The organism is Oceaniovalibus guishaninsula JLT2003 (assembly GCF_000299575.1).
GTDB classification, from domain to species: domain Bacteria; phylum Pseudomonadota; class Alphaproteobacteria; order Rhodobacterales; family Rhodobacteraceae; genus Palleronia; species Palleronia guishaninsula.
The window spans coordinates 188,516-213,269 of the sequence record NZ_AMGO01000007.1; the positions used below are offsets into that span (position 1 = coordinate 188,516).

Here is a 24,754-nt window from a genome sequence, read left to right on the forward strand (position 1 = left end):
GCCCCGCCCCGCCGGCCCGTCCAGCGCCGCCCGCCGGTCTTGCCAACGGCGGAAAGTCCTTTCGCAGGCGGCGCGACATCCCTAACCTGCGCAAAACGACGAGGGACCGCATGAAGGATATTCTTGAGCAGCTCGAGACGCGGCGCGCCGAAGCGCGGGCAGGCGGCGGGCAGGCACGGGTCGATGCGCAGCACGCCAAGGGCAAGCTGACCGCGCGCGAACGGATCGAGGTGCTGCTGGACGAGGGATCGTTCGAGGAATTCGACATGTTCGTCACCCATCGCGCCACCGATTTCGGCATGGCCGAGAACAAGGTCGCGGGCGACGGCGTCGTCACGGGCTGGGGCACGATCAACGGTCGGCAGGTCTATGTCTTCAGTCAAGATTTCACCGTTCTGGGCGGATCGCTGTCCGAGACGCATGCGAACAAGATCTGCAAGATCATGGACATGGCCCTGCAAAACGGCGCTCCGGTCATCGGTCTGAACGATTCGGGCGGCGCGCGCATCCAGGAAGGCGTGGCGTCGCTGGCGGGCTATGCCGAGGTCTTCCAGCGCAACGTGCTGGCCAGCGGCGTGGTGCCGCAGATCAGCGTCATCATGGGGCCTTGCGCGGGCGGGGCCGTCTATTCCCCGGCAATGACCGACTTCATCTTCATGGTGAAGGACAGCAGCTATATGTTCGTGACCGGGCCCGATGTGGTCAAGACCGTCACGAACGAGGTGGTGACGGCCGAGGAGCTGGGCGGCGCCAGCACCCATACGCGCAAGTCCAGTGTCGCGGACGGCGCCTATGAGAACGATGTCGAGACCTTGCTGGAGGTGCGCAGGCTGTTCGACTTCCTGCCGCTGTCCAATCGCCAGAAGCCGCCCGTCAGGCCGTTCTTCGACGCGCCGGGGCGGCTGGACGACAGCCTCGACACGCTGATCCCGGCCAACCCGAACATGCCCTACGACATGAAGGAGCTGATCCTGAAGGTCGCCGACGAAAGCGACTTCTTCGAGATTCAGGCCGATTTCGCCAAGAACATCATCACCGGCTTCATCCGGCTGGAAGGCCGCACCGTCGGCGTCGTGGCGAACCAGCCAATGGTGCTGGCGGGGTGCCTCGACATCGACAGCAGCCGCAAGGCCGCGCGCTTCGTGCGGTTCTGCGACGCGTTCGAGATCCCGATCCTGACGCTGGTGGATGTGCCGGGTTTCCTGCCCGGAACGGGCCAGGAATACGGGGGCGTCATCAAGCACGGTGCCAAGCTGCTCTTTGCCTATGGCGAGGCGACGGTGCCCAAGGTCACGATCATCACCCGCAAGGCCTATGGCGGCGCGTATGACGTCATGGCGTCCAAGCACCTGCGCGGCGATTTCAACTATGCCTGGCCCACGGCGGAAATCGCGGTGATGGGCGCGAAAGGAGCGGTCGAGATCCTTTATCGCAGCGAACTGGGCGACGCCGACAAGATCGCCGCGCGGACGGCGGATTACGAGAAGAACTTTGCCAATCCCTTCAAGGCGGCCGAACGTGGCTTCATCGACGAGGTGATCCTGCCCCATTCCACCCGCCGCCGCGTCTGCCGCGCCTTCGCCGCCCTGCGCGGCAAGCAGCTGAAGAACCCATGGAAAAAGCACGACAACATCCCGCTGTGATGCGGTGGCTGGCGGTGGGTATGCTCGCACTCGCCGTCAGCCAGCATGCGCGCGCCCAGGATGCCGTGCCCGAGGTTCCGTCGGGCCAGCCGCTAAGCTTGCTGGGTATCGTCACGGACGCGCCCGGCGACGGCATCGTCTATCGCTTTCGCTTCCTCGCCCCGTCCTTGCCGGATATCGAAGCGGAACTGGCCCATGACGACATGTTGCATCTGTGCACCGTCTTCGCCCTGCGCCACATTGCGGATCGCGGCGCGGCGCCGGACGAGGTCGTCGTTTCGCTGTCGTCGGAACCCGTCGCCTTCGGCGACACGGCACCGGACGCAGTGCAATATTTCGCGGCCTTCCTGCCGGGTTCCGACAGCTGCACGCCCGACCCGTTCTGAAGCGGCGATCCGATGCAACGATTCCGCGCCTTGCACCCCAGGGGCCGCTTTCCGCGTTGCGTTATTCTGGCGTTGGATTACCAGCGGCATGTCCGTGTCGGACGCGGGGCGAAAGCGCGGCAGCAAGCGTGCGCGGCCCATCAAAGAGGAGACAGAGATGTCGAAGAGCAAAACCATCGTTCTGGGCCTGTGCCTGGTCGCCTTCGCCGCCGGTTGCGCGCGCAAGGCCGAAGAAGTCGTCTATGTCGAACCGGTGCAGCCCATCGCGGCCGAGCCTGTCTATAGCAAGTACTGAGGTCCGCGCCCTTTTAATCAGGGTGTTGCAGAAGGCCGCCGGGCCGCGCATCGTCGCGGCCCGAATACCGTTTGCGGCGATATCGACATGATCAAGCATCGTGGCTTTCCGGGCAGGCTTCCGGGGACCGATTTCCAGTTCACCATCCGTCGCGCGAATCCGCGTGGGGCCACGCCCCTGACCGCCCGCGCCCGGCATGCCGATCGCCGGCCCGCGGACCGGCGCGCGGACGCGGCGTTCCTTGCCGCGCTGATCGACCATTTCGGGTCGGACCCGTTCCCGCGCGGCAATCTCGATGCCGGGCGCCTGTCATGGCTTCTGGGACGCGAGGTCGTGCCGGCATCCGACCCCTTCGATGCGGCCGATTACGAGGCGCTTCTGCGCATCGACATGAACCAGGCACGAACGTCGTTCCCCGAATTGTTCGACGCCCGATAAGACACGGATTTGCTTCGCTTGGCGGTTTTCCGCCCGGATTGCGCGGACTGGAACCCCTGGCGCATGCGCACGTTCGCAAAGGCAACGCAGCTTCAACAATCACGGAGACCCCCGATGTCTATGAAGTTATTCCTTATCGGCGCCCTTTCGGCCGTTACCCTGACGGCCTGCGGAAACACCCCGCTGGAACGCGGCGCGACGGGGGCGGTGGCTGGCGGCGTCGTGGGCGAGGCCGTGTTCGACGAACCGCTGGCCGGTGCGGCTGTCGGCGGCGCGGCGGGTGCGCTGACCAACTGACGACCCGCAATCGCGTATCTTCGGGCGGTCGGCTTGACGCTGGCCGCCCTTTTTCATGGACAACTCATTCGGGCGGGGGCGGTTTCTGATATTGTCCGCCCGGCCCTGCTTGTGGCAAGCATCCCTCAGCGGGGCGAACAGGGATTGACCAGCCATGAAGCTATCACCGGGCGGGTTCGTCCTTGTCGTGCTGATGCTGTCGGCCTGCGCGCCGGCTGCAACCGGTCCGGTCGCCACCGGGCCGGAAGTCTATCCCGGCGATCCGTGCAACGGCGTCGTGCCCCAGCTCTGCCCCCGTTGATCGTCATTCCGAGGTCCGCATGTTCCGCAAGATACTGATCGCCAACCGCGGCGAGATCGCCTGCCGCGTCATCAAGACAGCCCGCCGCATGGGGATCGCGACCGTCGCCGTCTATTCCGACGCCGACCGCAATGCGCTGCATGTGCGCATGGCGGACGAGGCGGTGCATATCGGCCCGGCCCCGGCGAACCAGTCCTATATCGTCATCGACAAGGTGATGGACGCGATCCGGTCCAGCGGTGCGGACGCCGTGCATCCCGGCTATGGCTTTCTGTCCGAGAACCCCAAATTCGCCCAGGCGTTGGATAAGGAAGGCGTCGCGTTCATCGGCCCGCCCGTCAAGGCGATCGAGGCGATGGGCGACAAGATCACGTCGAAGAAGATCGCGGCCGAGGCAGGGGTCAGCACCGTGCCGGGCCATATGGGGCTGATCGCCGACGCCGATGAGGCGGTGCGGATCGCGTCCGGCATCGGCTATCCGGTCATGATCAAGGCCAGCGCGGGCGGGGGCGGCAAGGGCATGCGCATCGCCTGGAACGATTCCGAGGCGCGCGAAGGCTTCCAGTCGTCCAAGAACGAGGCGGCCAATTCCTTCGGCGACGACCGCATCTTCATCGAGAAGTTCGTCACCCAGCCCCGGCATATCGAGATTCAGGTGCTGGCCGACAGCCATGGCACGACGCTTTATCTGGGCGAGCGGGAATGCTCAATCCAGCGCCGCAACCAGAAGGTCATCGAGGAAGCGCCGTCGCCGTTCCTCGATTCCGAGACGCGGCGCGCGATGGGCGAACAGGCCTGCGCGCTTGCCGCCGCCGTCGGCTATACCAGCGCAGGCACCGTCGAGTTCATCGTGGACGGCGAGCGAAATTTCTATTTCCTCGAAATGAACACCCGGTTGCAGGTCGAACATCCCGTCACCGAGTTGATTACCGGCATCGACCTGGTCGAACAGATGATCCGCGTCGCCGCCGGCGAAAAACTGTCCTTCGGGCAGGACGACGTGACGCTGAACGGCTGGGCGATCGAATCGCGGCTCTACGCCGAAGACCCCTATCGCGGCTTTCTGCCGTCCATCGGGCGACTGACGCGCTATCGCCCGCCCGCCGAGGTCGCCACCGAAACCCATGTGGTCCGCAACGATACCGGCGTGACCGAGGGCGGCGAGATCTCGATGTATTACGACCCGATGATCGCCAAGCTGTGCACCTGGGGGCCGGATCGTGCGGCCGCGATCGAGGGGATGCGCGTCGCGCTGGACAGTTTCGAGCTTGAAGGGATCGGCCACAATCTGCCGTTCCTCAGCGCGGTGATGGATCACCCCAAATTCATCGCGGGCGAGGCGACGACCGCCTTTATCGCCGAGGAATACGAAGGCGGGTTCGACGGGGTCGATCTGCCCGAGGACGAGTTGCGCCGCGTCGCCGCCGCCGCCGCCGCCATGAACCGCGTGGACGAAATCCGGCGCGCCCGGATCGAAGGGCGGATGGACAATCACGAACGCCATGTCGGGGCGGACTGGGTGGTGTTCGCCGCTGACCGGGAATTTCCCGTGCGCATTGCCGCCGACAGGGACGGGGCGACCGTGACGTTCGACGACGGCCAGTCTCTGCGCGTGGTGTCCGACTGGCAACCGGGTCAACCCTTGGCGCGGATGGATGTCGGCGGCAAGCCGCTGGTGCTGAAGGTGGCGCCCCGCACCGCGGGCTACCGTGTGCGGACCCGCGGGGCAGATATGTTCGTGCGCGTCCTCAGCCCGCGTCACGCGGCGCTGGCCCGGCTGATGCCGGTGAAGGAAGCCGCCGACACCGCCAAGCTGCTGCTGTGCCCCATGCCGGGCCTTCTGGTGAAGCTGGATGTGGCCGAAGGCGACGAGGTGCAGGAAGGGCAGCCCCTTTGCACCATCGAGGCGATGAAGATGGAAAACATCCTGCGCGCCGAACGCAAGGGCCGGGTCGCCAAGATCAATGCCGGGGCCGGCGATTCGCTGGCGGTGGACGAGGTGATCCTGGAATTCGAGTGACCGGCGCGCAGTCCGCGTCTATTGGTTCGCGTTCTGCTGTTCGCGCAGTTCCTGCTTGCGCAGCGGCATCTTGTCGATGCTGCGCGACAATTCGCGGACGTCCCACGGGAACGGCTTGCGCAGCTCGACCTCGCCGTCCTTGCCGATCAGCACCAGCATGAAGCCGCGCGGCCGCAGCTTGCGCCGCAGGGACGACATCGCGGCGGGATCGGTATCGGTGATGACGACCACGTCGCGGCGCACCAGGTCGTCGGCCCGACCGGCCAGCAGTTCGATCTGCCGCTGGAAGGCCGGATCGGCCGCCGTTTCCGCAAAGACCACGACCGGACGGGCGATCCACATGAAATCGTCCAGGTCGATTTCGACCGATTCCAGCATCACTTTCGGATCCTCGCGCCAGCGATCCACCGGCGCCAGCAGCACCGGCGTTCTGGTCGCGGGGGCATCGCTGGCTTCGGCGGCGACGGTCTGCGCGGTCTCGGGCGCGGGCAGGCCTTGCGCAACTATCGGCGGTGCAGCCAGCATGCCCAGAAGACAGACGACGGAAAAGGCGCGCGATGCAAGGATCATGGCTTGGATATAGGTCGCCGATAGCCGAAAACGAAGAGAGCGCCGCGTCGCGGGATGCGCGCATGGCCGAGCGGACAGCAAGGGGCAGGGAATGCACGACATGGATGGGTGGAAGGCGCTGGCCGAAAAGGAACTGAAAGGCCGCAAGCCGGACGATCTGGTCTGGCATACGGCCGAAGGGATCGACGTGGCCCCGGTTCACGGTCCCGACGATTTGCGCGATCTGCCGCAACTGGGATCGCTGCCGGGCGAGCCGCCCTATACGCGCGGCCCCAAGGCCACGATGTATGCGGGGCGGCCCTGGACGATCCGTCAATATGCGGGCTTCAGCACCGCCGAGGAAAGCAACGCCTTCTATCGCCGCGCCCTGGCGGGCGGACAGCAGGGGGTCAGCGTCGCCTTCGACCTGGCCACGCATCGCGGTTACGACAGCGACCATCCCCGCGTCGAGGGGGATGTCGGCAAGGCGGGCGTCGCCATCGATTCGGTCGAGGACATGAAGATCCTGTTCGACGGCATTCCGCTGGGCGAGATCAGCGTCTCGATGACGATGAACGGCGCGGTGATCCCGATCCTCGCCTCCTTCATCGTCGCCGGAGAGGAGCAGGGCGTGGACCGCGTACGCCTGTCGGGCACGATCCAGAACGACATCCTCAAGGAGTTCATGGTCCGCAATACGTATATCTATCCGCCCGAACCCTCCATGCGGATCGTGGCCGACATCATCGACTATACCGCGCGCGAGATGCCGCGCTTCAATTCGATCAGCATCAGCGGCTATCACATGCAGGAAGCCGGGGCGAACCTGGTGCAGGAACTGGCCTTCACGCTGGCCGACGGCAAGGAATACGTCCGCACCGCCGTTGCCCGCGGCATGGATGTGGACGCTTTCGCCGGGCGGCTGTCGTTCTTCTTCGCCATCGGCATGAACTTCTTCATGGAAGCCGCCAAACTGCGCGCGGCTCGGTTCCTCTGGCACGAGATCATGCAGGAATTTCAGCCGAAGAAACCCGGCAGCAGCGTCCTTCGCACCCATTGTCAGACCAGCGGCGTCAGCCTGGCCGAGCAGGATCCCTATAACAACATCGTGCGCACCGCCTACGAGGCGATGAGCGCGGTTTTGGGCGGCACGCAGTCGCTGCATACCAACAGTTTCGACGAAGCCATCGCGCTGCCGACCGATTTCAGCAGCCGCATCGCCCGCAACACGCAGTTGATCTTGCAAAACGAAACCGGCGTCACCAGGGTCGTCGATCCGCTGGCCGGCAGCTATTACGTCGAGAAACTGACCGCCGATCTGATCGACGCGGCCCGCGAGCTGATGGCCGAGGTGGACGAGCTGGGCGGCATGACCAAGGCCGTCGCCAGCGGCATGCCCAAGCTGCGGATCGAGGAAGCCGCCGCGCGCCGTCAGGCCGCCGTGGATCGGGGCGAGGAGGTGATCGTCGGCGTCAACCGCTTCCGTCTGGAAACCGAGGATGCGCTGGATATCCGCGTGGTGGACAATGCGGGCGTGCGCACGTCGCAGGTGGCCCGGCTGGACCGGATCCGCGCCACCCGCGATCAGGCGGCCTGCGATGCGGCGCTGAAAGCGCTGGAAGAGGGCGCGCGCGGCGAGGCGAACCTGCTCGACCTGGCGGTCGATGCGGCCCGCGCACGGGCGACGGTGGGCGAGATCAGCGATGCGATGGAACGCGCCTTCGGCCGGCACCGCGCCGAGGTGCGAACCCTGTCGGGCGTCTATGGCGCGGCCTATGAAGGCGACGAGGGGTTCGCGCGCATCCAGAAGGATGTCGAGGCATTCGCGGATGAAGAAGGCCGCCGCCCCCGGATGCTGGTCGTCAAGATGGGACAGGACGGGCACGACCGGGGCGCCAAGGTCATCGCCACGGCCTTCGCCGATATCGGCTTCGACGTGGATGTCGGCCCGTTGTTCCAGACCCCCGAGGAAGCGGCCCGCGACGCGGTGGACAACGACGTGCATGTCGTCGGCATTTCCTCGCAGGCTGCCGGGCACCGCACGCTTGCGCCGCGGCTGATCGCCGAACTGAAGGCGGCGGGCGCAGGGGATATCCTGGTCGTGTGCGGCGGCGTCATTCCGGCACAGGACTATGCCTTCCTAAGGGATGCGGGCGTCGCCGCGATCTTCGGGCCGGGCACCAATATTCCCGCTGCCGCGGCCGAGGTTCTGGCGTTGATCCGCTCGGCCCGGCAAACCGCATGACAGCAGGGGCGGCGCTGCGGCTCGATCACCTGGTGGTGACGGCCGCGACCGTGGCCGAAGGCGCGGAGCGGGTCGCGGCGGCGCTTGGCGTGCGTCCCGGTCCGGGCGGTCGCCACGCGGCGATGGGAACGCATAACCTGCTGCTGTCGCTCGGCCCCGCCTGCTATCTGGAGGTCATCGCCGTCGATCCCGACGCACCGGATCCGGGGCGCGCGCGGTGGTTCGACCTCGACCGCCATTCGGGCGCGCCGGCCTTGACCAACTGGGTCGCCGCCTGCGACGATCTGGACGCGGCGCTGGAACATGCCCCGCCCGGTATCGGCGTTCCGATGGATCTTGCGCGCGGCGATCTGCGGTGGCGCATGGCGGTGCCACGCGACGGATGCCTTCCGCTGGACGGCGCGGCGCCGGGCCTGATCGCATGGCGGGGCAGGGGTGCCGCAAGCATCCTGCCCGACACTGGTCTGCGGTTGACGGGGCTGACGGTCGGCCATCCGCGGATCGACGCGCTGCTTGAGGACTGGCCAGCTTTGCGCGGTCTGGCGCAGGTTGTGTTTTCCCGCGGGTCCGTGGGGCTGAGCGCCGAGATCGCGACGCTAGGGGGACGGCGTCTGCTGACGTGATCCGGCCCGAGGATCGGGTGGCGTCCCCGCGCGATTGCGCTAGAAGGCCGCATGAGCATCTGGCAACGCATCGCCGCCGCCATGTCGGCCCTGACCTCGGGCGAGGGGCTGTCGGCCATATTCGACCGGCTGCGCACCCCTCCCGAACGGTCGGTCGCCTTCACCATCGCGGTGATCGGGCTGGGGGCCAAGATGGCCAAGGCCGATGGCCGCGTGACCCGCGACGAGGTGACGGCCTTCCGCGAGGTGTTCCACATCCCCCCCGAGGACGAGGCCGCGGCGGCACGGGTCTTCGACCTTGCCCGGCAGGATGTCGCCGGGTTCGAGGAATACGCGGCGCGTATCCGGGCGATGTATGGCACGGGCAACCGCGCGCTTTGCGATCTGATGGAAGGGCTGTTCCACATCGCCGTGGCCGATGGCACCTATCATCCTGACGAAGACACGTTCCTGTCGCGCGTGCGCGAAATCTTCGGGCTGAGCGAGCGCGAGTTCCGGTCGCTGCGCACCCGGTTCGTCCCCGATGCCCGCCCCGACCCTTGGGAGGTTCTGGGCCTGCCCCCCGACGCGACCGTCGCCCAGGCGCGGGCCGCGTGGCGGCGGATGGTGCGCGAGACCCACCCCGACCGCCTTGCCGCGCGGGGCCTTCCGGCCGAGGCCGTGCGCATGGCCGAACGCCGGCTGATCGCCCTTAACGCCGCGTGGGAGGAGATCGCCGGCAAGGCCGGCTGACGCGGCCCCCTCGACAGGAGGGTGGAAGCGCCTAGATTGAGCGCCATGAAACGCATCCTTCTTGTGCTCGCTCTGGGGGCTGTCGCGTCGCCGCTGGCGGCGCAGCAACCCGGTCCCGACATGCCGCAGCCGGACGACCGTTCGGATATAGACGAAGGGCTTGGCCTTCTGTCCGACGGGGCGCGCCGCCTGCTGCGCGGCCTGATGGGCGAGGTCGAGCCGCAGATGCGCGATCTGGCCGAAGCGCTGAAGGAATGGGATTTCCAGGGTATCACCGTGGACGACCTCAGCCGGTATCACCCGCCCGAGGTTCTGCCGAACGGCGACATCATCATCCGCCGCAAGGAAAAGCTGACGCCGGTGCCGCAGGACATTCCCGAAGGCGGCGAGGTCGAGCTTTAGCGATCAGGGAACGCGGCGGCCGATGTCGTGGGTTGCCTGAAGCGCGGCGGCCAGCGACTTGAAGCGGGCGACGGCCACCTCGCCCATCAGATCACGGGCGCTGTCGGACAACCGCAGTTCCAGATGCCGGCGCTTGGGAAACCAGCGCAATTCGCCCAGATCGTTCGGTTTCTGCGCCGAAAACATGGCGCCGAACCGCATGGCGCGGCCCAGAACCTCGGCCTGCGCAATCTCGGGCTCGGACAGGATGCCGATCATTCCCTCGAACCGCGTGCCCGCGCGGCTGTTCTTATATCGGTGCAACAGGGCCAGCCCCAAAAACACACGCTCGGGGTGGGTCAGGCCGCCCAGATTGGCCCGCGTGGCATTGTCGAAGCAGGCTTCGTGCCGGTAATCGGGATGGGTGCGCCAGCTGACGTCGTGCAGCAGGCAGGCCGCGCGCAGGATGCGGTGGCGGCTTTCGGGCTCTTTCTTGAACAGGGGCGCGACGAATTTGTAGAGCGCGCGGCCAAATCCCGGCATCCGGGCATCCTTGCGCTCGGCAAAGCGGCATGCCTCGATCAGGGGATCGCGGTCGCGCAGATGCTGCGGCATCTGCTGGTAGAGCATGCCTTCGCGGATGCCGTAACTGCTGACGGCGATCTCGCGCGGCTTGAGCTTGCGCACCAGCGTTCCCAGCACCAGGGATGCTAAGGGCACCAGCGCCATTCGCGCCTCGCCGATGCCGGTCTGCGCGCGCAACGCGTCGATGCCGGTCTCGTGAATATGGGCGATGGTGGCGCGGATATCGGCCGGATCCATGCGGTATTCGTGCAGGACATGCAGCGGATAGCCGCGCCGTTCCATGTCGATCCGGCCGATGGCCCGCCACGATCCGCCGACGAGGAACAGCCGCTTGTGGTGCATGCCCATCTCGGCGACCTGCGCGGCGATGGTCTCTTCGATCTCGGCGCGGATGGCCTTCTTGCTGCCCAGCCCCTGAAGCCGCAGCGGACCCAGCCGGGTGCTGACGCGCGCCCCGACCTTGCCCTTGCCGATCTTCGCCAGTTCCATGGAGGATCCGCCGATGTCGCTGACCAGCCCTTCGGCGCCCGGCCAGCCCAGCAGAACGCCCTGCGCGGACAGGCGTGCCTCCTCGCGGCCGTTGACGACCCACATCCGCAGACCCGTCTCGCGCGTGACTTCCGCCCGGAACTCGGGGCCGTCCGACGCCTCGCGCACGGCGGCGGTGGCCACGGCGATGACCGGCGACGCGCCCATGCCGCTGGCCAACTTGGCAAAGCGCCGTAGGGCAGCCAGCGCGCGCGTCCGTCCTTCGGGATCCAGACGGCCCGTGGCGGCAAAGCCGCGCCCGAGGCCGCACATCACCTTTTCGTTGAAGAAATAGGCCGGCGATCGCGCCGCGCCGTCGAAAACCACCAGCCGGACCGAGTTCGATCCGATATCGATGACGCCGACGCGTTCCAGCGCCCGCGCATCGGGATCGTCGAAAAGCGGCCGTCCGAACGGCCCGAAATCATCGGATGCCGCGTCCGGGTCGTGACGGTCGGGGATGTGTTGCGTCATGGTCCCAGGGTCGCGGCCGGTGCGGCGCGACCATGCCGCGACGAGGACCGGGCGTCAACGCGGCATGGGGTCATTCGTCGGAATGGGTCAGGGCGGGCACATCGGATGCGCCGGCCGACCCGCGCCCCGACAGCGAGGGGTTTTCCATGAAGAAGCGATGGCACGAGAAGGCGCGCCCGTCCTCCGGCAACAGCCGCTCGGAACGGCCGTCGGGGGCGAGGATCCAGCTTTGCGCGACATCGGCCATGTTCGCTGCCATGATCTGACTGACGATCTGCGCCTTGACGGTGGGGTTGGTGCATTCGACCAGCGTTTCGACCCTGCGCGCCAGATTGCGGCCCATCCAGTCCGCGCTGGATATATAGACGCGGCACTTCTTCGATGGCAGGGCCTGACCGTTGCCGAAGCACACGATGCGGCTGTGTTCCAGAAAGCGCCCGACGATGGACTTGACGCGGATGTTGTCGCTGAGCCCCGCAATGCCCGGCCGCAGCCCGCAAATGCCGCGGATGACCAGGCTGATCTTCACCCCTGCGCGCCCCGCGTCGTAAAGGGCGTCGATCACATCGGCGTCGATCAGCGCGTTCATCTTGGCCCAGATCGCGGCGGGCCTGCCCGCCTGGGCGTTCGCCGCCTCCTCGGCGATCCGTTCCAGTATCGTCGATTTGAGCGAAATGGGCGAAATTGCCAGATTCTCCAGGCTGGCAGGCTGCGCGTAGCCCGACAGATAGTTGAAGACGCGCGTCGCATCGCGGCCCAGCGCCGGATCGCAGGTGAAGAACGACAGGTCCGTATAGATGCGTGCGGTGATGTGGTGGTAGTTGCCGGTGCCGTAATGGGTGTAGGTGCGCAGGCTGTCCCCTTCGCGGCGCACGACGGTGCTGATCTTGGCATGGGTCTTGAGGTCGATGAAGCCATAGACCACATGCGCGCCCGCGCGTTCCAGCTTGCGCGACTGGCGGATATTGGCGGCTTCGTCGAAGCGCGCTTTCAGCTCGACCAGCGCCGTGACCGATTTTCCAGCCTCGGCCGCGGCGCAAAGGGCGTCCACGATAGGGCTGTCATAGGACGTGCGGTAAAGCGTCTGCTTGATCGCCACGACATCCGGGTCGGCGGCGGCCTGCACCAGAAAACGCACCACCATGTCGAACGTTTCGTAGGGGTGATGCAGCAGCATGTCCTTTTGCCGGATCGCCGCGAACATGTCGCCCGCATGGTCCTGCACCCGTTCGGGGATCCGGGGCAGGAAGGCGGGCCAGAGAAGGTCGGGCCGTTCCTTGAGCACCAGCTCGGACAGGTCAGAAATGCCGATCATGCCCTCGACCTCGACGATCTCGGCCTCGGTCACGGGCAGCTCGGTCATGATGACGCGGCGCAATGCCGGCGGCGCATTGGGCGAAATGGTCAGGCGCACCACCTCGCCCCGGCGGCGACGCTTCAGCGCGACCTCGAACTCGCGCACCAGATCCTCGGCCTCGTCCTCAAGCTCGAGATCGCTGTCGCGCAGGATGCGGAAGGTGCAATGGCCGCGCCGGACATAGCCGGGATAGAGGATGTCGAGGTGAAGCAGCAGCAGGTCTTCCAGCGGCAGGAACCTTTGCTGCCCATCGGGGGATGCCAGCCTGACGAAGCGCGGGATCTGCGCGGGGATCGGCAGCAGGGCGCGCAGCCGCCGCCGGTCGCCCGTCCGTTCCAGTTGCAGCGCCAGCGAAAAGCCGGTGTTGGGAATGAACGGAAAGGGATGCGCGGGGTCGATTGCCAGCGGGGACAGAACCGGAAAGACCTGCGCGATGAAAACGTCGCGCAGATGGGCGCGATCGGCTTCGGTCAGATCCTCGCCATGCAGGATGCAAACGCCCGCCGTCGCCATCTCGGCGCGCAGGTCCGAATAGACGCGCTGCTGGCGCGCCATCAGGTCGCGGGCGTCGCGATTGATCAGGGCCAGTTGCTCCGCCGGCGTCAGCCCGTCGGCGGCGGGCACCGAATTGCCCGCCCGCGCCAGTTCGCGCAGACCCGCGACGCGGACGGTATAGAATTCGTCGAGGTTGTTTGCGCTGATCGACAGGAACCGCAGGCGTTCCAGCAGGGGAACGCGCGCGTTCTCTGCTTCTTCCAGCACACGCCAGTTGAAGGACAGCCAGCTCAGCTCGCGGTTGAAGAACCGCGCCGGGCCGGCGATGTCCTCGCCCTCGGCCGGGGGGACGGGATCGGGGAAGGGCGCGTTCAGGAAATCGGTTGCCGTCATCGCGTCATCCCCCGTCGCCAAGCGCCAGCAAGGCGTCACGCGCCAGCGGAATCGTCACCGGCCGGCGCCGCGCCAGCGACAGCCGGTTCAGCTCGACCGCCAGCGCATGGGCGCGCGCGGCACTTCGGGTCATGCGCGAGACGACGTAATCCGCGACCGCTTCGGTCAGGGGCACCTGCCGGTCGCGCATATGCTTGGCCAGCAGTGCGCGCAACAGCGCGTCATCGGGCGGCGGCAGGGCCACCGCCGTTGCCGATTGCAGGCGGCTGGCCAGATCGGGCAGCGACAGCCCCCAACCCGCGACCGGCCCCCGCCCGGTGAACAGCAGCCTGCCATGGGCCGCCCCCAGCAGGTTATAGAGGTGGAACATCGCCGCCTCGGCCCGGCGCTGCCCGCCGATCAGCGGCACGTCCTCGACGACCAGACGCCGCGCACTGGCCAGCGTCGGCACGTCGAGCCGCGCCAGATCCCGCGCCGCGACGATCACGGCATCGGTGCCCGTCGCCCAGACCTGCGCCAGATGCGACTTGCCCGACGCTTCGGGCCCGGTCAGCGCCAGCCGTCCGCCGGGCCACAGCTTCGGCGTCTCGACCATGGCGACGGTCGCGGCATTGGCGGGCGAGACGACAAAATCTTCGCGTCCGAAGGCGGGCCTGACGGGCAGGTCGAACGCCATCTGCGCGGTCATTTCTCCTCCGGCAGATAGCGCTGCGGCAGCGCGGATCCGTCCGTGACGCCGCGGTAAAGCTCGCTTTCCTTGTAGCGCGCGGTCAGGAACCGCGCGACCACGCCCAAGGCGGCCGCGACCGGCACGGCGACCAGCAGGCCGACGAACCCGAAGACCGCGCCGAAGGCCGACAGCGCGAAAAGCAGCCAGACCGGGTGCAGCCCGACCGATCCGCCGACCAGCTTAGGGGTCAGAATGTTGCCTTCGACGAACTGGCCCGACTGGAAGATCGCCCAGACCAGAACGACCCACAGCCAGTCGCCCCAGAACTGGAACAGCGCAAAGCCGATGGCCAGCACACCGCCGACCAGCGCGCCGACATAGGGAATGAAGGTCAGGAAACCCGCCAGCGCGCCGATGACCAGCCCGAATTGCAACCCCACCGCCATCAGCGCCACGGCGTAATAGATGCCCAGGATCAGACAGACCGTGCCCTGTCCGCGAATGAACCCGGCCAGCGTCTCGTCGATCTGCCCGGCGACATGGCGGATGACCGGCGCATGATCGCGCGGCAGCAGCGCGTCGATCCGCGCGACCAGCCGGTCCCAGTCCAGCAGCATGTAGAAAGCGACGACCGGCACGATGACGAACAGCAGCGCCGCGTTCAGGATGCCGCTGGCCGACGAGATCACCCCTTCGAGAAGCGCGCCGCCCCGCGCCCTGATTCCGTCGCCGAGGCTGACCAGCGACTGGCGCAGCGTCGCCTCAAGATCGTTGAGGCCGGGAAACCTGTCGGCGAGGGCGGGAAACCGCGTGGTCAGCCAAAGCTGGAACTCGGCCAGCAGGGCAGGCGCGGCTTCGGCGACGCGGGCCAGTTGTTCGGCCAGGCTGGCGGCCTGGCTGATCAGCGTGGGAATGACCAGTAGGATCAGCGCCACCAGCAGTACGATGCTGGCCACCGTCATCACCGCGACCGCCAGCACGCGGCTGAGCCCCAGACGTTCCAGCCGGTCGGCGATGGGGTCCAGCAGATAGGCGATGGCCGCGCCCAGCAGGAACGGCACGATCACGTCGCCCAGCCACCACAGCAGGAACAGGAAGACCGCCGCCGCGATCCCCCAGTATTTCAGCTGATCGCGGACAGGCAGGGCCATCTGGCTACTCGGACAGAAGGAAACGCGATCCTTGTCACCCATCGGTCCCATCCGCGCAAGGGCGGCGCGACGACGCGCGCCGGATTGATCCGGGTGCGAAGGGGGCTATGCTTCGATGCTGGATCCAACACGCCGCGAAGGAAGACCGAATGATCCCCGACAATCCCCATCCCGCCATCGCGCGCCATGCGGACGAGGTCGCGCGCGGCGAACTGTCCCGGCGCGAGTTTCTGGCCCGCGCCACGTCGCTGGGCCTGACCGCCGCGGGTGCCTATGGCATGCTGGGCCTTCGGGCGCCCGCCTATGCGCAGGACAGGCAGGACGGCGGCACGCTGCGCATCCAGCAGCAGGTCATGGCGCTGAAGGACCCGCGGCTGTTCGACTGGCCGCAGATGTCGAACGTGACGCGCGGCTGGCTGGAATATCTGGCCGAATACCAGCGCGACGGGTCCATCACGCCCATGCTGCTGGAAAGCTGGGAGGTCAACGAGGACGCGACCGAATACGTCCTGCATCTGCGCCCCGGCATCACCTGGACCAACGGCGATCCGTTCACCGCGGAGGACGTGGCCTTCAACATCCGGCGCTGGTGCGACAAGAGCGTCGAGGGCAATTCGATGGTCAGCCGCATGGCGACGCTGATCGACGAGGCGACCGGCACCGCGCGCGAGGGCGCTATCGAGGTTGCCGACGATATGACGGTGATCCTGCGTCCGGGCATGCCCGACATCACTATCATCGCGGGCTTCACCGACTTTCCCGCGGCCATCGTGCATCAATCGTTCTCGGGCGATCCGCTGGCCTCGCCCATCGGCACCGGACCCTATCTGCCCGAAGCCTACGAGGTGGGACAGCGCGCCGTGCTGGTTCGGAACGCGGATTTTGACTGGTGGGGAACGGATGTGTTCGGCCCCGCGACGCTGGACCGGATCGAGTTTCTGGATTTCGGCCCCGATCAGTCGGCCATCTTCGCGGCGGCGGATGCGGACGAGATCGACATGATCTATGAAAGCGTCGGCGAATTCCGGGAACTGTTCGACGCGCTGGGATGGGAGGAAAGCGAATCCCTGACCGCCGCCACGCTGGTCATCCGCCCCAACCAGGCGGCCGAAGTGAACGGCATGAAGCCCTATGCCGATGTGCGCGTGCGCCGCGCGCTTAGCATGGCGGTCAGCAACGACGTGCTGCTGGAACTGGGCTATTCGGGGAACGGGGTCGTCGCGGCCAATTTCCACGTTGCCCCCATCCACCCCGCCTACGCCGATATCGGCCCCGCCGTCTTCGACCCGGACGCGGCCCTGGCGCTTCTGGAAGAAGCGGGCATGGCCGATTTCGAGCATGAGCTGATTTCGATCGACGATGAGTGGCGGCGCAACACGGCGGACGCGATGGCCGCGCAGCTTCGCGATGCGGGCATCAAGGTCAAGCGCACGATCTTGCCGGGCAGTACCTTCTGGAACGGCTGGACCGGCTTTCCGTTCAGCGTCACCGATTGGGCGCACCGCCCGCTGGGCATCCAGACGCTGGCGCTGGCCTATCGCAGCGGCGAGCCCTGGAACGAGACCGCCTTCTCGAACGCGCGCTTCGACGAACTGGTGGCCGACGCGCTGTCCATCGCCGATGTCGATGCCCGTCGCGAGGTGATGGCCGAGCTGGAGCAGTTGCTGCGCGACGAAGGGGTCGTCACGCAGCCCTACTGGCGCTCGACCTTCCGGCACGCGAAGCCCGGTATCGTGGGTGCCGAACAGCACCCGACCTTCGAGCTGCATCTTTACAGGCTGGGCCTCGCCGCCTGATGCCTGTCGCGCCTGCCCCTACGAAGGGGGCAGGCGCGTATCACCGCTGCGGCGTCACCCGAAGGACGGCACCGTCGTCGTAATCGGTCAGAAGCAGGATGCTGTCGTCACTGTCGATCTCGACATCGCGGATCCGGCCACGATCCTCCAGAAACTTCTCCTCGCCGACGATGCGGTCGCCATCCAGCACCAGCCGCCTGATCCCGCCCGGACGCAGCGAACTGGCGATGACGTCGCCGTTCCAGCCCTCGAACAGATCGCCTTCGTAGAATTGGAAGCCGCCGGGGGCGATGACCGGATCCCAGTAATATTGCGGTTCTCGAAACTGCGGCAGACGCGGCTCGCCGCTGCCGATAGGTTCGCCCGAATAGCGCTGCCCATAGCTGACGACCGGCCAGCCATAATTGGCGCCCTTCTGGATCAGATTCAGCTCGTCCCCACCCTTCGGCCCGTGTTCCAGCGTCCAGAGCTCGTCGGTGCCGGGTCGCATGTCGGCGCCCTGGACGTTGCGATGCCCCAGCGTCCAGATCGTGTCGATGGCATCCTCGACCGTTACGAACGGGTTGTCGGGCAGGGCGGATCCGGTCGGGGTGACGCGGACCACCTTGCCATAGGTCTTGTCGTAATCCTGCGCCCGTTCGCGCGTGGCCAGATCCGACCGTTCGCCCGTCGTGATGAACAGGTTGCCGTCATGCGTGACGATCCGGCTGCCGAAATGCTTGTCGTTCGCATAGGCCGGTTCCTGCACGAAGATGTCGCGCACGTCCGTCAACGCGGTCCGGTCGTCGTTCAGGATGCCGCGCGCCATGGCGGTGGCCGATTCGCCACCATCCATCGGCTTGGCATAGCTGAGAAAGATCAGACCGCTTTCGGCGAAATCCTCGGCCAGCTTCACATCCAGCAGCCCGCCCTGGCCCTGCGACATGACCTCGGGCACGCCGTCCACGGGGGCGTCGCGCAGGGTGCCGTCCGGTTCGATGACCCGCAGGCGGCCCGGCCGCTCGGTCACGAGATAGCCGCCGTCCGGCAGCACCTCGATCCCCCAGGGATGCGACAGGCCGTCGGCCACGGTCTGCACGTCCAGCGTCACGCCGCTGTCCTGTGCCGGGGCGCGCGTCTGGGTGGGCCAGGCGGGTTCGAACTCGGGCACGTTCTTTGGTCCCTGCTCGACGGGCTGGGCCAGCGCGGGGCCGGTCAGCGCCATCGACAGGGCGATGAGGGATAAGCGGGTCATGGATGCTCCTCCTGCATTGACGGAGGGCAATGTGATGCGGTGCAGACGCCTGTCCACCTCAAGCGGTCATGGACCGGGCTGCCGGTAAGGTGGGGCGGTCGATCCCGGTAAGGGCACAATGCCCTGAACCCGACGCTACCTTGCGTAAATCGCGGCCACCCGCGCCACCGCGTCCTCGACGCTCATCTCCTCGCTTTCGCCGGTGCGGCGGTTCGTCAGCTCGACCAGACCGTTGGCGATGCCGCGCGGGCCGACGGTGAGGCGCCAGGGCAGGCCGATCAGGTCCATCGTGGCGAACTTGGCGCCCGCCCGTTCCTCGCGGTCGTCATAGAGCGGATCGAGGCCGTGCGCCTCCAAGGCCGCTTCAATCCCCTCGCAGGCCGTGTCGCAGGCGGCGTCGCCCTGGCGCAGATTGACGATGCCGACATGGAAGGGGGTCACGCCTTCGGGCCAGACGATGCCCTTGTCGTCATGGCTGGCTTCGATGATCGCGCCGACAAGGCGGCTGACGCCGATGCCGTGGCTGCCCATATGCACCGGCACGGCCTGGCCGTCGGCATTGGTGACGGTCGCGCCCATCGCGTCGGAATACTTGGTGCCGAAATAGAAGATCTGCCCAACCTCGATCCCGCGCGCGCTGCGGCGGCGATCTTCGGGAACTTCGGCAAAGATCGCCTCGTCATGCGTTTCGTCCGTGCGCGCATAGCGGGTCGTGAACTCTTCCAACACGGCGGCGCACTGGTCCACGTCGTCATAGTCGATGACGCGGTCGCCGAAGGTCAGATCCGTCACCTCGCTGTCATAGAAAACCTCGGATTCGCCGGTCTCGGCCAGGACAAGAAACTCGTGCGTGTAGTCGCCGCCGATCGGTCCGCCATCGGCGCGCATCGGGATGGCCTTCAGCCCCAGCCGTTCATAGGTCCGCAGATAGCTGACCAGGTGGCGGTTGTAGGCATGCAGCGCGCCCTCTTTTGTGGTGTCGAAGGTATAGCCGTCCTTCATCAGAAACTCGCGCCCCCGCATGACGCCGAAGCGGGGCCGCACCTCGTCGCGGAACTTCCACTGGATATGGTAAAGCGTCAGGGGCAGTTCGCGATAGCTGCTGACGCCCGACCGGAAGATGTCGGTGATCATCTCCTCGTTGGTGGGGCCATACAGCATGTCGCGACCGTGGCGGTCGGAAATCCGCAGCATCTCCTTGCCATAATCGTCATATCGCCCCGATTCCTGCCACAATTCCGCCGGCTGCAGCGTCGGCATCAGCATCGGGATGTGGCCCGCGCGCTGCTGTTCCTCGTGCACGATCCGCTCGATGTTGCGCAGCACGCGATAGCCCAGCGGAAGCCAGGAATAGATGCCGGCCGCTGCCTGACGGATCATGCCCGCGCGCAGCATCAGGCGGTGGCTGACGATCTGCGCCTCGGACGGGGTCTCTTTCAGGACGGGCAGGAAATAGCGGCTCAGGCGCATCGGGATCTCCGGGGTTGGCGTCGGGCTTGGCGTTATCACTCGCGCCAATGCTCCGCCACCCAGGACGAGGGGCGCATGTAGTGGCGCAGATAGCGCGCGGGCGGCTCCGGCCGGTCGGGGGCCATGAGGCCGCGAAGGTGCTGCATCGGCGTGGCCTGCGGATAGGCCGGGCCATAGCGGCCGTCGATGGCGTGCTGCGGATGCAGGCCGCCGGGAAAGATGACGATGCGGGCATCGCGGGGCAGGCGCGGTTCCAGAAAGTAGTTCAACGGAAAGGTCCGGCGGCAATTCTGGCGGAAGTGCCGGACCCAGGCGCGCGGAAAGAAGCGGATGCCGCCCGGCGCGTTGCGCGTGACGAAGCGCTGCTCGAACTCGTAGGCGTCCGCGATGCCCTGCGGATCGGCGGCGAAGGCGGCTTGCATCGGGGCCAGCGCGCCCACGGGGAAGCGAAAGCACGATGTCTGGCCCAAGCGTTCGAACGGGGTCGAATGGTTGCGCGTCAGGACGATGTCGGACGGATCGCCGAACGCGAAGAACGCATCCAGCGACCCGACGATCACCAGGTCGAGGTCCAGAAACAGCACCGGCCCCGTCAGATCGGCAAGCTTCGGCCCCCAAAGCCGCGATTTCGGCCAGATGCCGCGCGAATTGACGGGCAGCGCATAGTCGATGGGCGGCAGCGGCTGCGCGTCCACTTCGGCGCGGAAGCCGGTCGCGTCGTCGCAAAAGCATGTGAAGCGGAAAGGCGGCGTGATGTTGCGCGCCACCATCGCGTAAAGCCTGTTGACGAAGGGCGCGCCGTATTTGCTGCCCCAGTTGATGCAGATCACCTGTTTCATGCGGTCTTCCTAACGCCTGCGCGCTGCCGGGGCGAGGCTTGACCGGACCCGGCGCATCCCCCATGGCTCCCCGGTCCCTAGGCAGGAGGTTCGCCTTGTCCGGTCCCGCCCCGTTCTCGCGCTTCGAATGGCTGATCGCCTGGCGCTATCTGCGCGCCCGGCGCGCCGAGGGCGGCGTCAGCGTGATGACCTGGATCAGCCTGATCGGCATTACCCTGGCGGTCTTCGCGTTGATCGCGACGCTGGCCGTGCGGTCCGGGTTCCGCGAGGAATTCGTCGATACCATCCTGGGGACCAACGCGCATCTGACGGTCTATGCCGTGCCGCATGCGACGCCGGGCGGCGGCACCAGCCGCGTGATCGAGGATCACGTCGCCATGACCGACCGCGTGCGCGCGGTGCCGGGCGTCGTCCACGCCGCCCCGCTGGTCAAGGGACAGGTCATGGCCACCCATCGCGGCGCCAATGCGGGGGTCGAGGTTTATGGCATCGCCCCCGACGATCTGGCCGCCATTCCCCGCATCGCCGACCCGCAGGAAGCCGAAGGCACATTGGCCGATTTCGGCACGGGCGACATTCCGGGCATCGCCATCGGGTCCGGCATCGCGCGCGAACTGAATGTGGGGCTTGGCGATACGCTCAAGCTGATTTCCCCGGACGGGGCGCGCACGGCTTTCGGCACCAGTCCGCGCGTGTCGAACTATCCCATCGTCTATATCTTCACCGCCGGGCGCTGGGACATCGACCGCACCCGCGTCTATATGCCCTTCGACGAGGCACAGGTCTATTTCAACCGCGAAGGCGCCGCCGACGAAATCGAGGTGATGGTCGCCGATCCCGACGACGCCGAGTCCATGGCCCTGCCGATCGCCCAGGCCGCGGGCGACATGGCGCTGGTCTGGACGTGGAAGGATGCCAGCGGCAGCTTCCTGCGCGCGCTCGACATGGAGGACAACGTGATGTTCGTTATCCTGTCGGTGCTGGTGCTGATCGCGGCCATGAACATCGTGTCGGGCCTGATCATGCTGGTCAAGAACAAGGGCCGCGACATCGGCATCCTGCGCACCATTGGCCTGACAGAAGGGTCGATCCTGCGCGTCTTCTTCATCTGCGGGTCGCTGACGGGCGTTGTCGGCACGGCGATGGGCGTGGCGCTGGGCTGCGCCTTTGCGATCTGGATCGACCCCATCTTCGCCATCGTGGACGGGCTGGCGGGCGGCGACGTGTGGGATCCGTCGATACGCGGCATCAGCTTCCTGCCCGCCCGGCTGGAAGCGGGCGACGTGCTGTCTGCGGTCGCGCTGTCGCTGGGTCTGTCCTTCGTCGTCACCATCTTTCCCGCCCGCCGCGCCGCGCGCATGAACCCGGTGGAGGCTTTGCGCTATGAGTGACGCGGTGCTGACGCTGGACGGGATCGAAAAGCGCTACAATCCCGGCGCGCCGTCCGAGGTGACGGTGCTTCGCGGCGCCTCGCTCACCGTCGCGGCGGGCGAGCTTGTGGCGCTCGTCGCGCCCTCCGGCGCGGGCAAATCGACGCTGCTGCACATCGCCGGGCTTCTCGACACGGCCGATGCGGGGCGGGTGCTGCTGGCGGGGCAGGACATGACGCGCCTGTCGGATCGTCGCCGCACGCAGGCGCGGCGGGCGGATATCGGCTTTGTCTATCAGCTCCACCACCTTCTGCCCGAATTCACCGCGGCCGAGAATATCGTGCTGCCGCAGCTTGCCGCCGGTGTGCCGCAGGCCAAAGCCCTCGACCGTGCGCGGATGCTGCTGGACAGCGTCGGACTCGACCGAAGGGCGGGGCATCGTCCGGGCGCGCTTTCGGGGGGCGAACAGCAGCGCGTGGCGGTCTGCCGGGCGCTGGCCAATGCCCCGCGTCTGCTGCTGGCGGACGAGCCGACCGGCAACCTCGACCCCGGCACGTCCGACACCGTCTTCGCCGCCCTGCTGTCGCTGGTGCGCGACACCGGACTGGCCGCGCTGATCGCGACCCACAACCTCGATCTTGCCGCGCGGATGGACCGCACCGTGCGCATGGCGGCCGGCCGCCTGACCTGAGGGTGCCGCCGGGGTTCCGGCACGGCGCGCGATGTCCTATGCAGCGGAAGGGGCCGGGCAGGGCGGGCGCGGCCGCCGCGTCCTGCCGCCCGCCGGAGTGGAGCATGACCAAGGCCGCATCCCCCCGTCTGGGCTGGCTCGACCGGGCGGCGCGATCCTCGCGCGGGGCATGGGATGTGCTCAGGCATCGCGGGCCGGGGCAGATCCAGTTCTGGTTCATCGCGCTTGCCGTCGGCATCGCGGCAGGCTTCGCCGCGCTGTTCTTTCGCAAGGCGATCAACGCGCTTCAGGCGATCCTTTACGGCACGAACGATGTCGATCACATCCACAGCTTCGCGGCGGGATTGCCGTGGTTCTGGGTTCTGGCGGTCCCCATCGGCGGCGGGCTGGTCGTGGGGATGATCCTGCACCTTTTCACGCCGGACGGGCAGGCGCGGTCGGTCGCCCATGTGATCGAGGGATCGGCGCTTTACGAAGGACAGGTCGAGACGAAGGAAGGCATGGCATCGACCGCCGCGTCGCTTGTCACGCTGGCCGCCGGCGGATCGACGGGGCGCGAGGGGCCGGTCGTGCTGCTGGCAGCGGTGATCTGCACCTGGGTCAACCGCATGATTTCCGCCGACGGGATCACCGCGCGCGAATTGCTGGGCTGTGCCGTCGCCGCGGCGGTATCGGCTTCGTTCAACGCCCCCATCGCCGGCGCGCTGTTCGCGATGGAGGTGGTGCTGAGGCACTTCGCCGTCAAATCCTTCGCACCCATCGTCATCGCCAGCGCCGTCGGGACCGTCATCAACCGCGTCGAGTTCGGGGGCCTGACCGAGTTCCGCCTGCCCACCGAGGGGGCGATGGGATTTTACGGCGAGTTGCCGGCGTTCCTCTTGCTGGGGCTGCTTTGCGGGCTGGTCGCGGTGGTTTTCATGCGCGCGATCTTCTGGACGGACGATCTTGGCACCCGCTGGCAAAGGCGGCTGGGCATTCCCCGCTGGCTGCGGCCCGCCATCGCCGGCGCGCTGCTGGGGCTGATCGCGATCTGGTTCCCCCATGTCATCGGCGTGGGCTACGAGACGACGTCGCGCGCGTTGACCGGGCAGCTTCTGTGGTATCAGGCGATTGTCTTCTGCGTCGTCAAGACGGCGGCGGTGGCGATCACCATGGGCGGACGGATGGGCGGCGGGGTCTTTTCGCCGTCGCTGATGGTGGGCGCGCTGACGGGTCTTGCCTTCGGGGCGATCGCGACCGGCATCTTTCCCGACATATCGGGGTCGGGAACGCTTTATGCGCTGGCCGGGATGGGTGCGGTCGCCGGGGCCGTCCTGGGCGCTCCGATCTCCACGACGCTGATCGTGTTCGAGTTGACGGGCGACTGGCAGACCGGGCTGGCGGTCATGGTGGCGGTCAGCATGTCCACCGCGCTGGCGTCTCGGCTGGTCGACCGCAGCTTTTTCCTCAGCCAGTTGGAACGGCGCAAGATCACGCTGTCGAAGGGACCGCAGGCCTATCTTCTGTCCATGTTCCGCGTCGCCAACGTGATGCGCACCTCGGACCATGCCCGTGCAGCCCCGCCGGACGCGTTGTGGGAAGCCATCGAGGAAGGCATATCGGTCGATGGCAACGCGACGCTTGCGACGGCGCTGCCGATCTTCGACGAAACCGGGCGCACGTTCATCCCCGTCGTGCGCCTGGGCGGCCGGGGCGAGGCGCCCGAGATCCTGGGCGCCTTGTTTCACGTGGATGCCCTGCGCGCCTATAACCGCGCGTTGGCCGCGACGGCGGCCGAAGAACATTCGTGAC

General features: G+C 67.1%; 23 protein-coding genes. 15 read left to right on the forward strand and 8 right to left on the reverse strand.

Features of this window, described 5'->3' with window-relative positions; genetic code table 11:
* The first annotated feature begins 110 nt into the window (after positions 1-110).
* The 7 genes from OCGS_RS02600 (at position 111) to OCGS_RS02625 (ending at position 5,380) form a co-directional block, all read left to right on the forward strand.
* Positions 111-1,643: an acyl-CoA carboxylase subunit beta gene (locus OCGS_RS02600; protein WP_007425670.1), complete on the forward strand. Its 1,533-nt coding sequence runs from the start codon at positions 111-113 to the stop codon at positions 1,641-1,643.
* A gap of 20 nt (positions 1,644-1,663) precedes the next feature.
* Positions 1,664-2,029 (forward strand): DUF6497 family protein, encoded by a 366-nt coding sequence (locus tag OCGS_RS02605; RefSeq protein WP_007425671.1) that lies wholly within the window; start codon positions 1,664-1,666, stop codon positions 2,027-2,029.
* 157 nt (positions 2,030-2,186) lie between these two features.
* A complete protein-coding gene (locus tag OCGS_RS15280; RefSeq protein ID WP_007425672.1) occupies positions 2,187-2,324 on the forward strand; it encodes a hypothetical protein in 138 nt (45 codons plus the stop codon).
* 87 nt (positions 2,325-2,411) lie between these two features.
* Entirely contained in the window at positions 2,412-2,762 is a 351-nt protein-coding gene (locus OCGS_RS02615; protein WP_007425673.1) for a hypothetical protein, read from the forward strand.
* A 114-nt stretch (positions 2,763-2,876) separates the two neighbouring features.
* Positions 2,877-3,059 carry a hypothetical protein gene (locus tag OCGS_RS14700; protein ID WP_007425674.1) on the forward strand — a complete coding sequence of 61 codons (183 nt, stop codon included), beginning with the start codon at positions 2,877-2,879 and terminating at the stop codon, positions 3,057-3,059.
* Positions 3,060-3,213: 154 nt separating this feature from the next.
* Positions 3,214-3,360, forward strand: a complete 147-nt coding sequence (locus tag OCGS_RS14970) for a hypothetical protein (RefSeq protein ID WP_007425675.1) — start codon at positions 3,214-3,216, stop codon at positions 3,358-3,360.
* A gap of 19 nt (positions 3,361-3,379) precedes the next feature.
* On the forward strand, positions 3,380-5,380 hold the full coding sequence (locus tag OCGS_RS02625) for an acetyl-CoA carboxylase biotin carboxylase subunit (RefSeq protein ID WP_007425676.1): 2,001 nt from the start codon (positions 3,380-3,382) through the stop codon (positions 5,378-5,380).
* 18 nt (positions 5,381-5,398) lie between these two features.
* Here the strand turns inward: OCGS_RS02625 and OCGS_RS02630 are convergent, their stop codons facing one another.
* Positions 5,399-5,950 carry a DUF4174 domain-containing protein gene (locus OCGS_RS02630; protein ID WP_007425677.1) on the reverse strand — a complete coding sequence of 184 codons (552 nt, stop codon included), beginning with the start codon at positions 5,948-5,950 and terminating at the stop codon, positions 5,399-5,401.
* Positions 5,951-6,041: 91 nt separating this feature from the next.
* Here OCGS_RS02630 and scpA point away from each other — a divergent pair, with 91 nt between their 5' ends.
* The 4 genes from scpA to OCGS_RS02650 are packed head-to-tail and all read left to right on the forward strand — an operon-like array spanning position 6,042 to position 9,931.
* Complete coding sequence (gene scpA / locus OCGS_RS02635) at positions 6,042-8,174, forward strand: methylmalonyl-CoA mutase (protein WP_040610326.1); 2,133 nt, start codon at positions 6,042-6,044, stop codon at positions 8,172-8,174.
* Complete coding sequence (locus OCGS_RS02640) at positions 8,171-8,797, forward strand: VOC family protein (protein ID WP_007425679.1); 627 nt, start codon at positions 8,171-8,173, stop codon at positions 8,795-8,797. The genes scpA and OCGS_RS02640 overlap by 4 nt, the downstream gene beginning before the upstream one ends.
* Before the next feature lie 51 nt (positions 8,798-8,848).
* Positions 8,849-9,529, forward strand: a complete 681-nt coding sequence (locus OCGS_RS02645; protein WP_007425680.1) for a molecular chaperone DjiA — start codon at positions 8,849-8,851, stop codon at positions 9,527-9,529.
* A 45-nt stretch (positions 9,530-9,574) separates the two neighbouring features.
* Entirely contained in the window at positions 9,575-9,931 is a 357-nt protein-coding gene (locus OCGS_RS02650; protein WP_007425681.1) for a hypothetical protein, read from the forward strand.
* A gap of 3 nt (positions 9,932-9,934) precedes the next feature.
* Here OCGS_RS02650 and OCGS_RS02655 read toward each other — a convergent pair whose 3' ends face one another.
* The 4 genes from OCGS_RS02655 to OCGS_RS02670 form a co-directional block, all read right to left on the reverse strand.
* A complete protein-coding gene (locus tag OCGS_RS02655) occupies positions 9,935-11,497 on the reverse strand; it encodes a Ppx/GppA family phosphatase (protein WP_007425682.1) in 1,563 nt (520 codons plus the stop codon).
* Positions 11,498-11,567: 70 nt separating this feature from the next.
* The gene (locus tag OCGS_RS02660) at positions 11,568-13,742 is read right to left on the reverse strand and encodes an RNA degradosome polyphosphate kinase (protein ID WP_007425683.1); all 2,175 of its coding nucleotides are present in this window, start codon (positions 13,740-13,742) and stop codon (positions 11,568-11,570) included.
* A 4-nt stretch (positions 13,743-13,746) separates the two neighbouring features.
* On the reverse strand, positions 13,747-14,430 hold the full coding sequence (locus OCGS_RS02665; RefSeq protein ID WP_007425684.1) for an HdaA/DnaA family protein: 684 nt from the start codon (positions 14,428-14,430) through the stop codon (positions 13,747-13,749).
* Positions 14,427-15,563 (reverse strand): AI-2E family transporter, encoded by a 1,137-nt coding sequence (locus tag OCGS_RS02670; RefSeq protein WP_007425685.1) that lies wholly within the window; start codon positions 15,561-15,563, stop codon positions 14,427-14,429. Before OCGS_RS02670 ends, OCGS_RS02665 begins: the two co-directional genes overlap by 4 nt.
* Positions 15,564-15,712: 149 nt before the next feature.
* Here OCGS_RS02670 and OCGS_RS02675 point away from each other — a divergent pair, with 149 nt between their 5' ends.
* Complete coding sequence (locus tag OCGS_RS02675; RefSeq protein ID WP_007425687.1) at positions 15,713-17,359, forward strand: ABC transporter substrate-binding protein; 1,647 nt, start codon at positions 15,713-15,715, stop codon at positions 17,357-17,359.
* Between the two features lie 40 nt (positions 17,360-17,399).
* Here the strand turns inward: OCGS_RS02675 and OCGS_RS02680 are convergent, their stop codons facing one another.
* From OCGS_RS02680 to OCGS_RS02690, 3 genes are all read right to left on the reverse strand, one after another.
* Positions 17,400-18,593: a PQQ-dependent sugar dehydrogenase gene (locus OCGS_RS02680; RefSeq protein ID WP_007425688.1), complete on the reverse strand. Its 1,194-nt coding sequence runs from the start codon at positions 18,591-18,593 to the stop codon at positions 17,400-17,402.
* 135 nt (positions 18,594-18,728) lie between these two features.
* Entirely contained in the window at positions 18,729-20,063 is a 1,335-nt protein-coding gene (proS, locus tag OCGS_RS02685; protein ID WP_007425689.1) for a proline--tRNA ligase, read from the reverse strand.
* Positions 20,064-20,098: 35 nt separating this feature from the next.
* Positions 20,099-20,902, reverse strand: coding sequence for a hypothetical protein (locus OCGS_RS02690; protein WP_007425690.1), 804 nt, complete (start codon positions 20,900-20,902; stop codon positions 20,099-20,101).
* 62 nt (positions 20,903-20,964) lie between these two features.
* Between OCGS_RS02690 and OCGS_RS02695 the strand changes: the two genes are divergently transcribed.
* The 3 genes from OCGS_RS02695 to OCGS_RS02705 all read left to right on the forward strand — a co-directional run bounded on the left by OCGS_RS02695 (position 20,965) and on the right by OCGS_RS02705 (position 24,753).
* Complete coding sequence (locus tag OCGS_RS02695; RefSeq protein ID WP_052026110.1) at positions 20,965-22,293, forward strand: lipoprotein-releasing ABC transporter permease subunit; 1,329 nt, start codon at positions 20,965-20,967, stop codon at positions 22,291-22,293.
* Complete coding sequence (locus tag OCGS_RS02700) at positions 22,286-22,963, forward strand: ABC transporter ATP-binding protein (RefSeq protein ID WP_007425692.1); 678 nt, start codon at positions 22,286-22,288, stop codon at positions 22,961-22,963. Before OCGS_RS02695 ends, OCGS_RS02700 begins: the two co-directional genes overlap by 8 nt.
* 104 nt (positions 22,964-23,067) lie before the next feature.
* A complete protein-coding gene (locus OCGS_RS02705) occupies positions 23,068-24,753 on the forward strand; it encodes a chloride channel protein (protein WP_007425693.1) in 1,686 nt (561 codons plus the stop codon).
* Position 24,754 lies beyond the last annotated feature (1 nt).

Bases quoted from the DNA above. Each gene is read 5' to 3' on its own strand.
- OCGS_RS14700 (WP_007425674.1), top strand. From the start codon at position 2,877: ATGTCTATGAAGTTATTCCTTATCGGCGCCCTTTCGGCCGTTACCCTG.
- OCGS_RS02660 (WP_007425683.1), bottom strand. From the start codon at position 13,742: ATGACGGCAACCGATTTCCTGAACGCGCCCTTCCCCGATCCCGTCCCC.
- OCGS_RS02640 (WP_007425679.1), top strand. From the start codon at position 8,171: ATGACAGCAGGGGCGGCGCTGCGGCTCGATCACCTGGTGGTGACGGCC.
- OCGS_RS02645 (WP_007425680.1), top strand. From the start codon at position 8,849: ATGAGCATCTGGCAACGCATCGCCGCCGCCATGTCGGCCCTGACCTCG.
- OCGS_RS14970 (WP_007425675.1), top strand. From the start codon at position 3,214: ATGAAGCTATCACCGGGCGGGTTCGTCCTTGTCGTGCTGATGCTGTCG.
- OCGS_RS02665 (WP_007425684.1), bottom strand. From the start codon at position 14,430: ATGACCGCGCAGATGGCGTTCGACCTGCCCGTCAGGCCCGCCTTCGGA.
- OCGS_RS02615 (WP_007425673.1), top strand. From the start codon at position 2,412: ATGATCAAGCATCGTGGCTTTCCGGGCAGGCTTCCGGGGACCGATTTC.
- OCGS_RS02600 (WP_007425670.1), top strand. From the start codon at position 111: ATGAAGGATATTCTTGAGCAGCTCGAGACGCGGCGCGCCGAAGCGCGG.
- OCGS_RS02625 (WP_007425676.1), top strand. From the start codon at position 3,380: ATGTTCCGCAAGATACTGATCGCCAACCGCGGCGAGATCGCCTGCCGC.
- OCGS_RS02605 (WP_007425671.1), top strand. From the start codon at position 1,664: ATGCTCGCACTCGCCGTCAGCCAGCATGCGCGCGCCCAGGATGCCGTG.
- OCGS_RS02655 (WP_007425682.1), bottom strand. From the start codon at position 11,497: ATGACGCAACACATCCCCGACCGTCACGACCCGGACGCGGCATCCGAT.
- OCGS_RS02680 (WP_007425688.1), bottom strand. From the start codon at position 18,593: ATGACCCGCTTATCCCTCATCGCCCTGTCGATGGCGCTGACCGGCCCC.
- OCGS_RS02700 (WP_007425692.1), top strand. From the start codon at position 22,286: ATGAGTGACGCGGTGCTGACGCTGGACGGGATCGAAAAGCGCTACAAT.
- OCGS_RS02695 (WP_052026110.1), top strand. From the start codon at position 20,965: ATGGCTCCCCGGTCCCTAGGCAGGAGGTTCGCCTTGTCCGGTCCCGCC.
- proS (WP_007425689.1), bottom strand. From the start codon at position 20,063: ATGCGCCTGAGCCGCTATTTCCTGCCCGTCCTGAAAGAGACCCCGTCC.
- scpA (WP_040610326.1), top strand. From the start codon at position 6,042: ATGCACGACATGGATGGGTGGAAGGCGCTGGCCGAAAAGGAACTGAAA.
- OCGS_RS15280 (WP_007425672.1), top strand. From the start codon at position 2,187: ATGTCGAAGAGCAAAACCATCGTTCTGGGCCTGTGCCTGGTCGCCTTC.
- OCGS_RS02705 (WP_007425693.1), top strand. From the start codon at position 23,068: ATGACCAAGGCCGCATCCCCCCGTCTGGGCTGGCTCGACCGGGCGGCG.
- OCGS_RS02675 (WP_007425687.1), top strand. From the start codon at position 15,713: ATGATCCCCGACAATCCCCATCCCGCCATCGCGCGCCATGCGGACGAG.
- OCGS_RS02630 (WP_007425677.1), bottom strand. From the start codon at position 5,950: ATGATCCTTGCATCGCGCGCCTTTTCCGTCGTCTGTCTTCTGGGCATG.
- OCGS_RS02670 (WP_007425685.1), bottom strand. From the start codon at position 15,563: ATGGCCCTGCCTGTCCGCGATCAGCTGAAATACTGGGGGATCGCGGCG.
- OCGS_RS02690 (WP_007425690.1), bottom strand. From the start codon at position 20,902: ATGAAACAGGTGATCTGCATCAACTGGGGCAGCAAATACGGCGCGCCC.
- OCGS_RS02650 (WP_007425681.1), top strand. From the start codon at position 9,575: ATGAAACGCATCCTTCTTGTGCTCGCTCTGGGGGCTGTCGCGTCGCCG.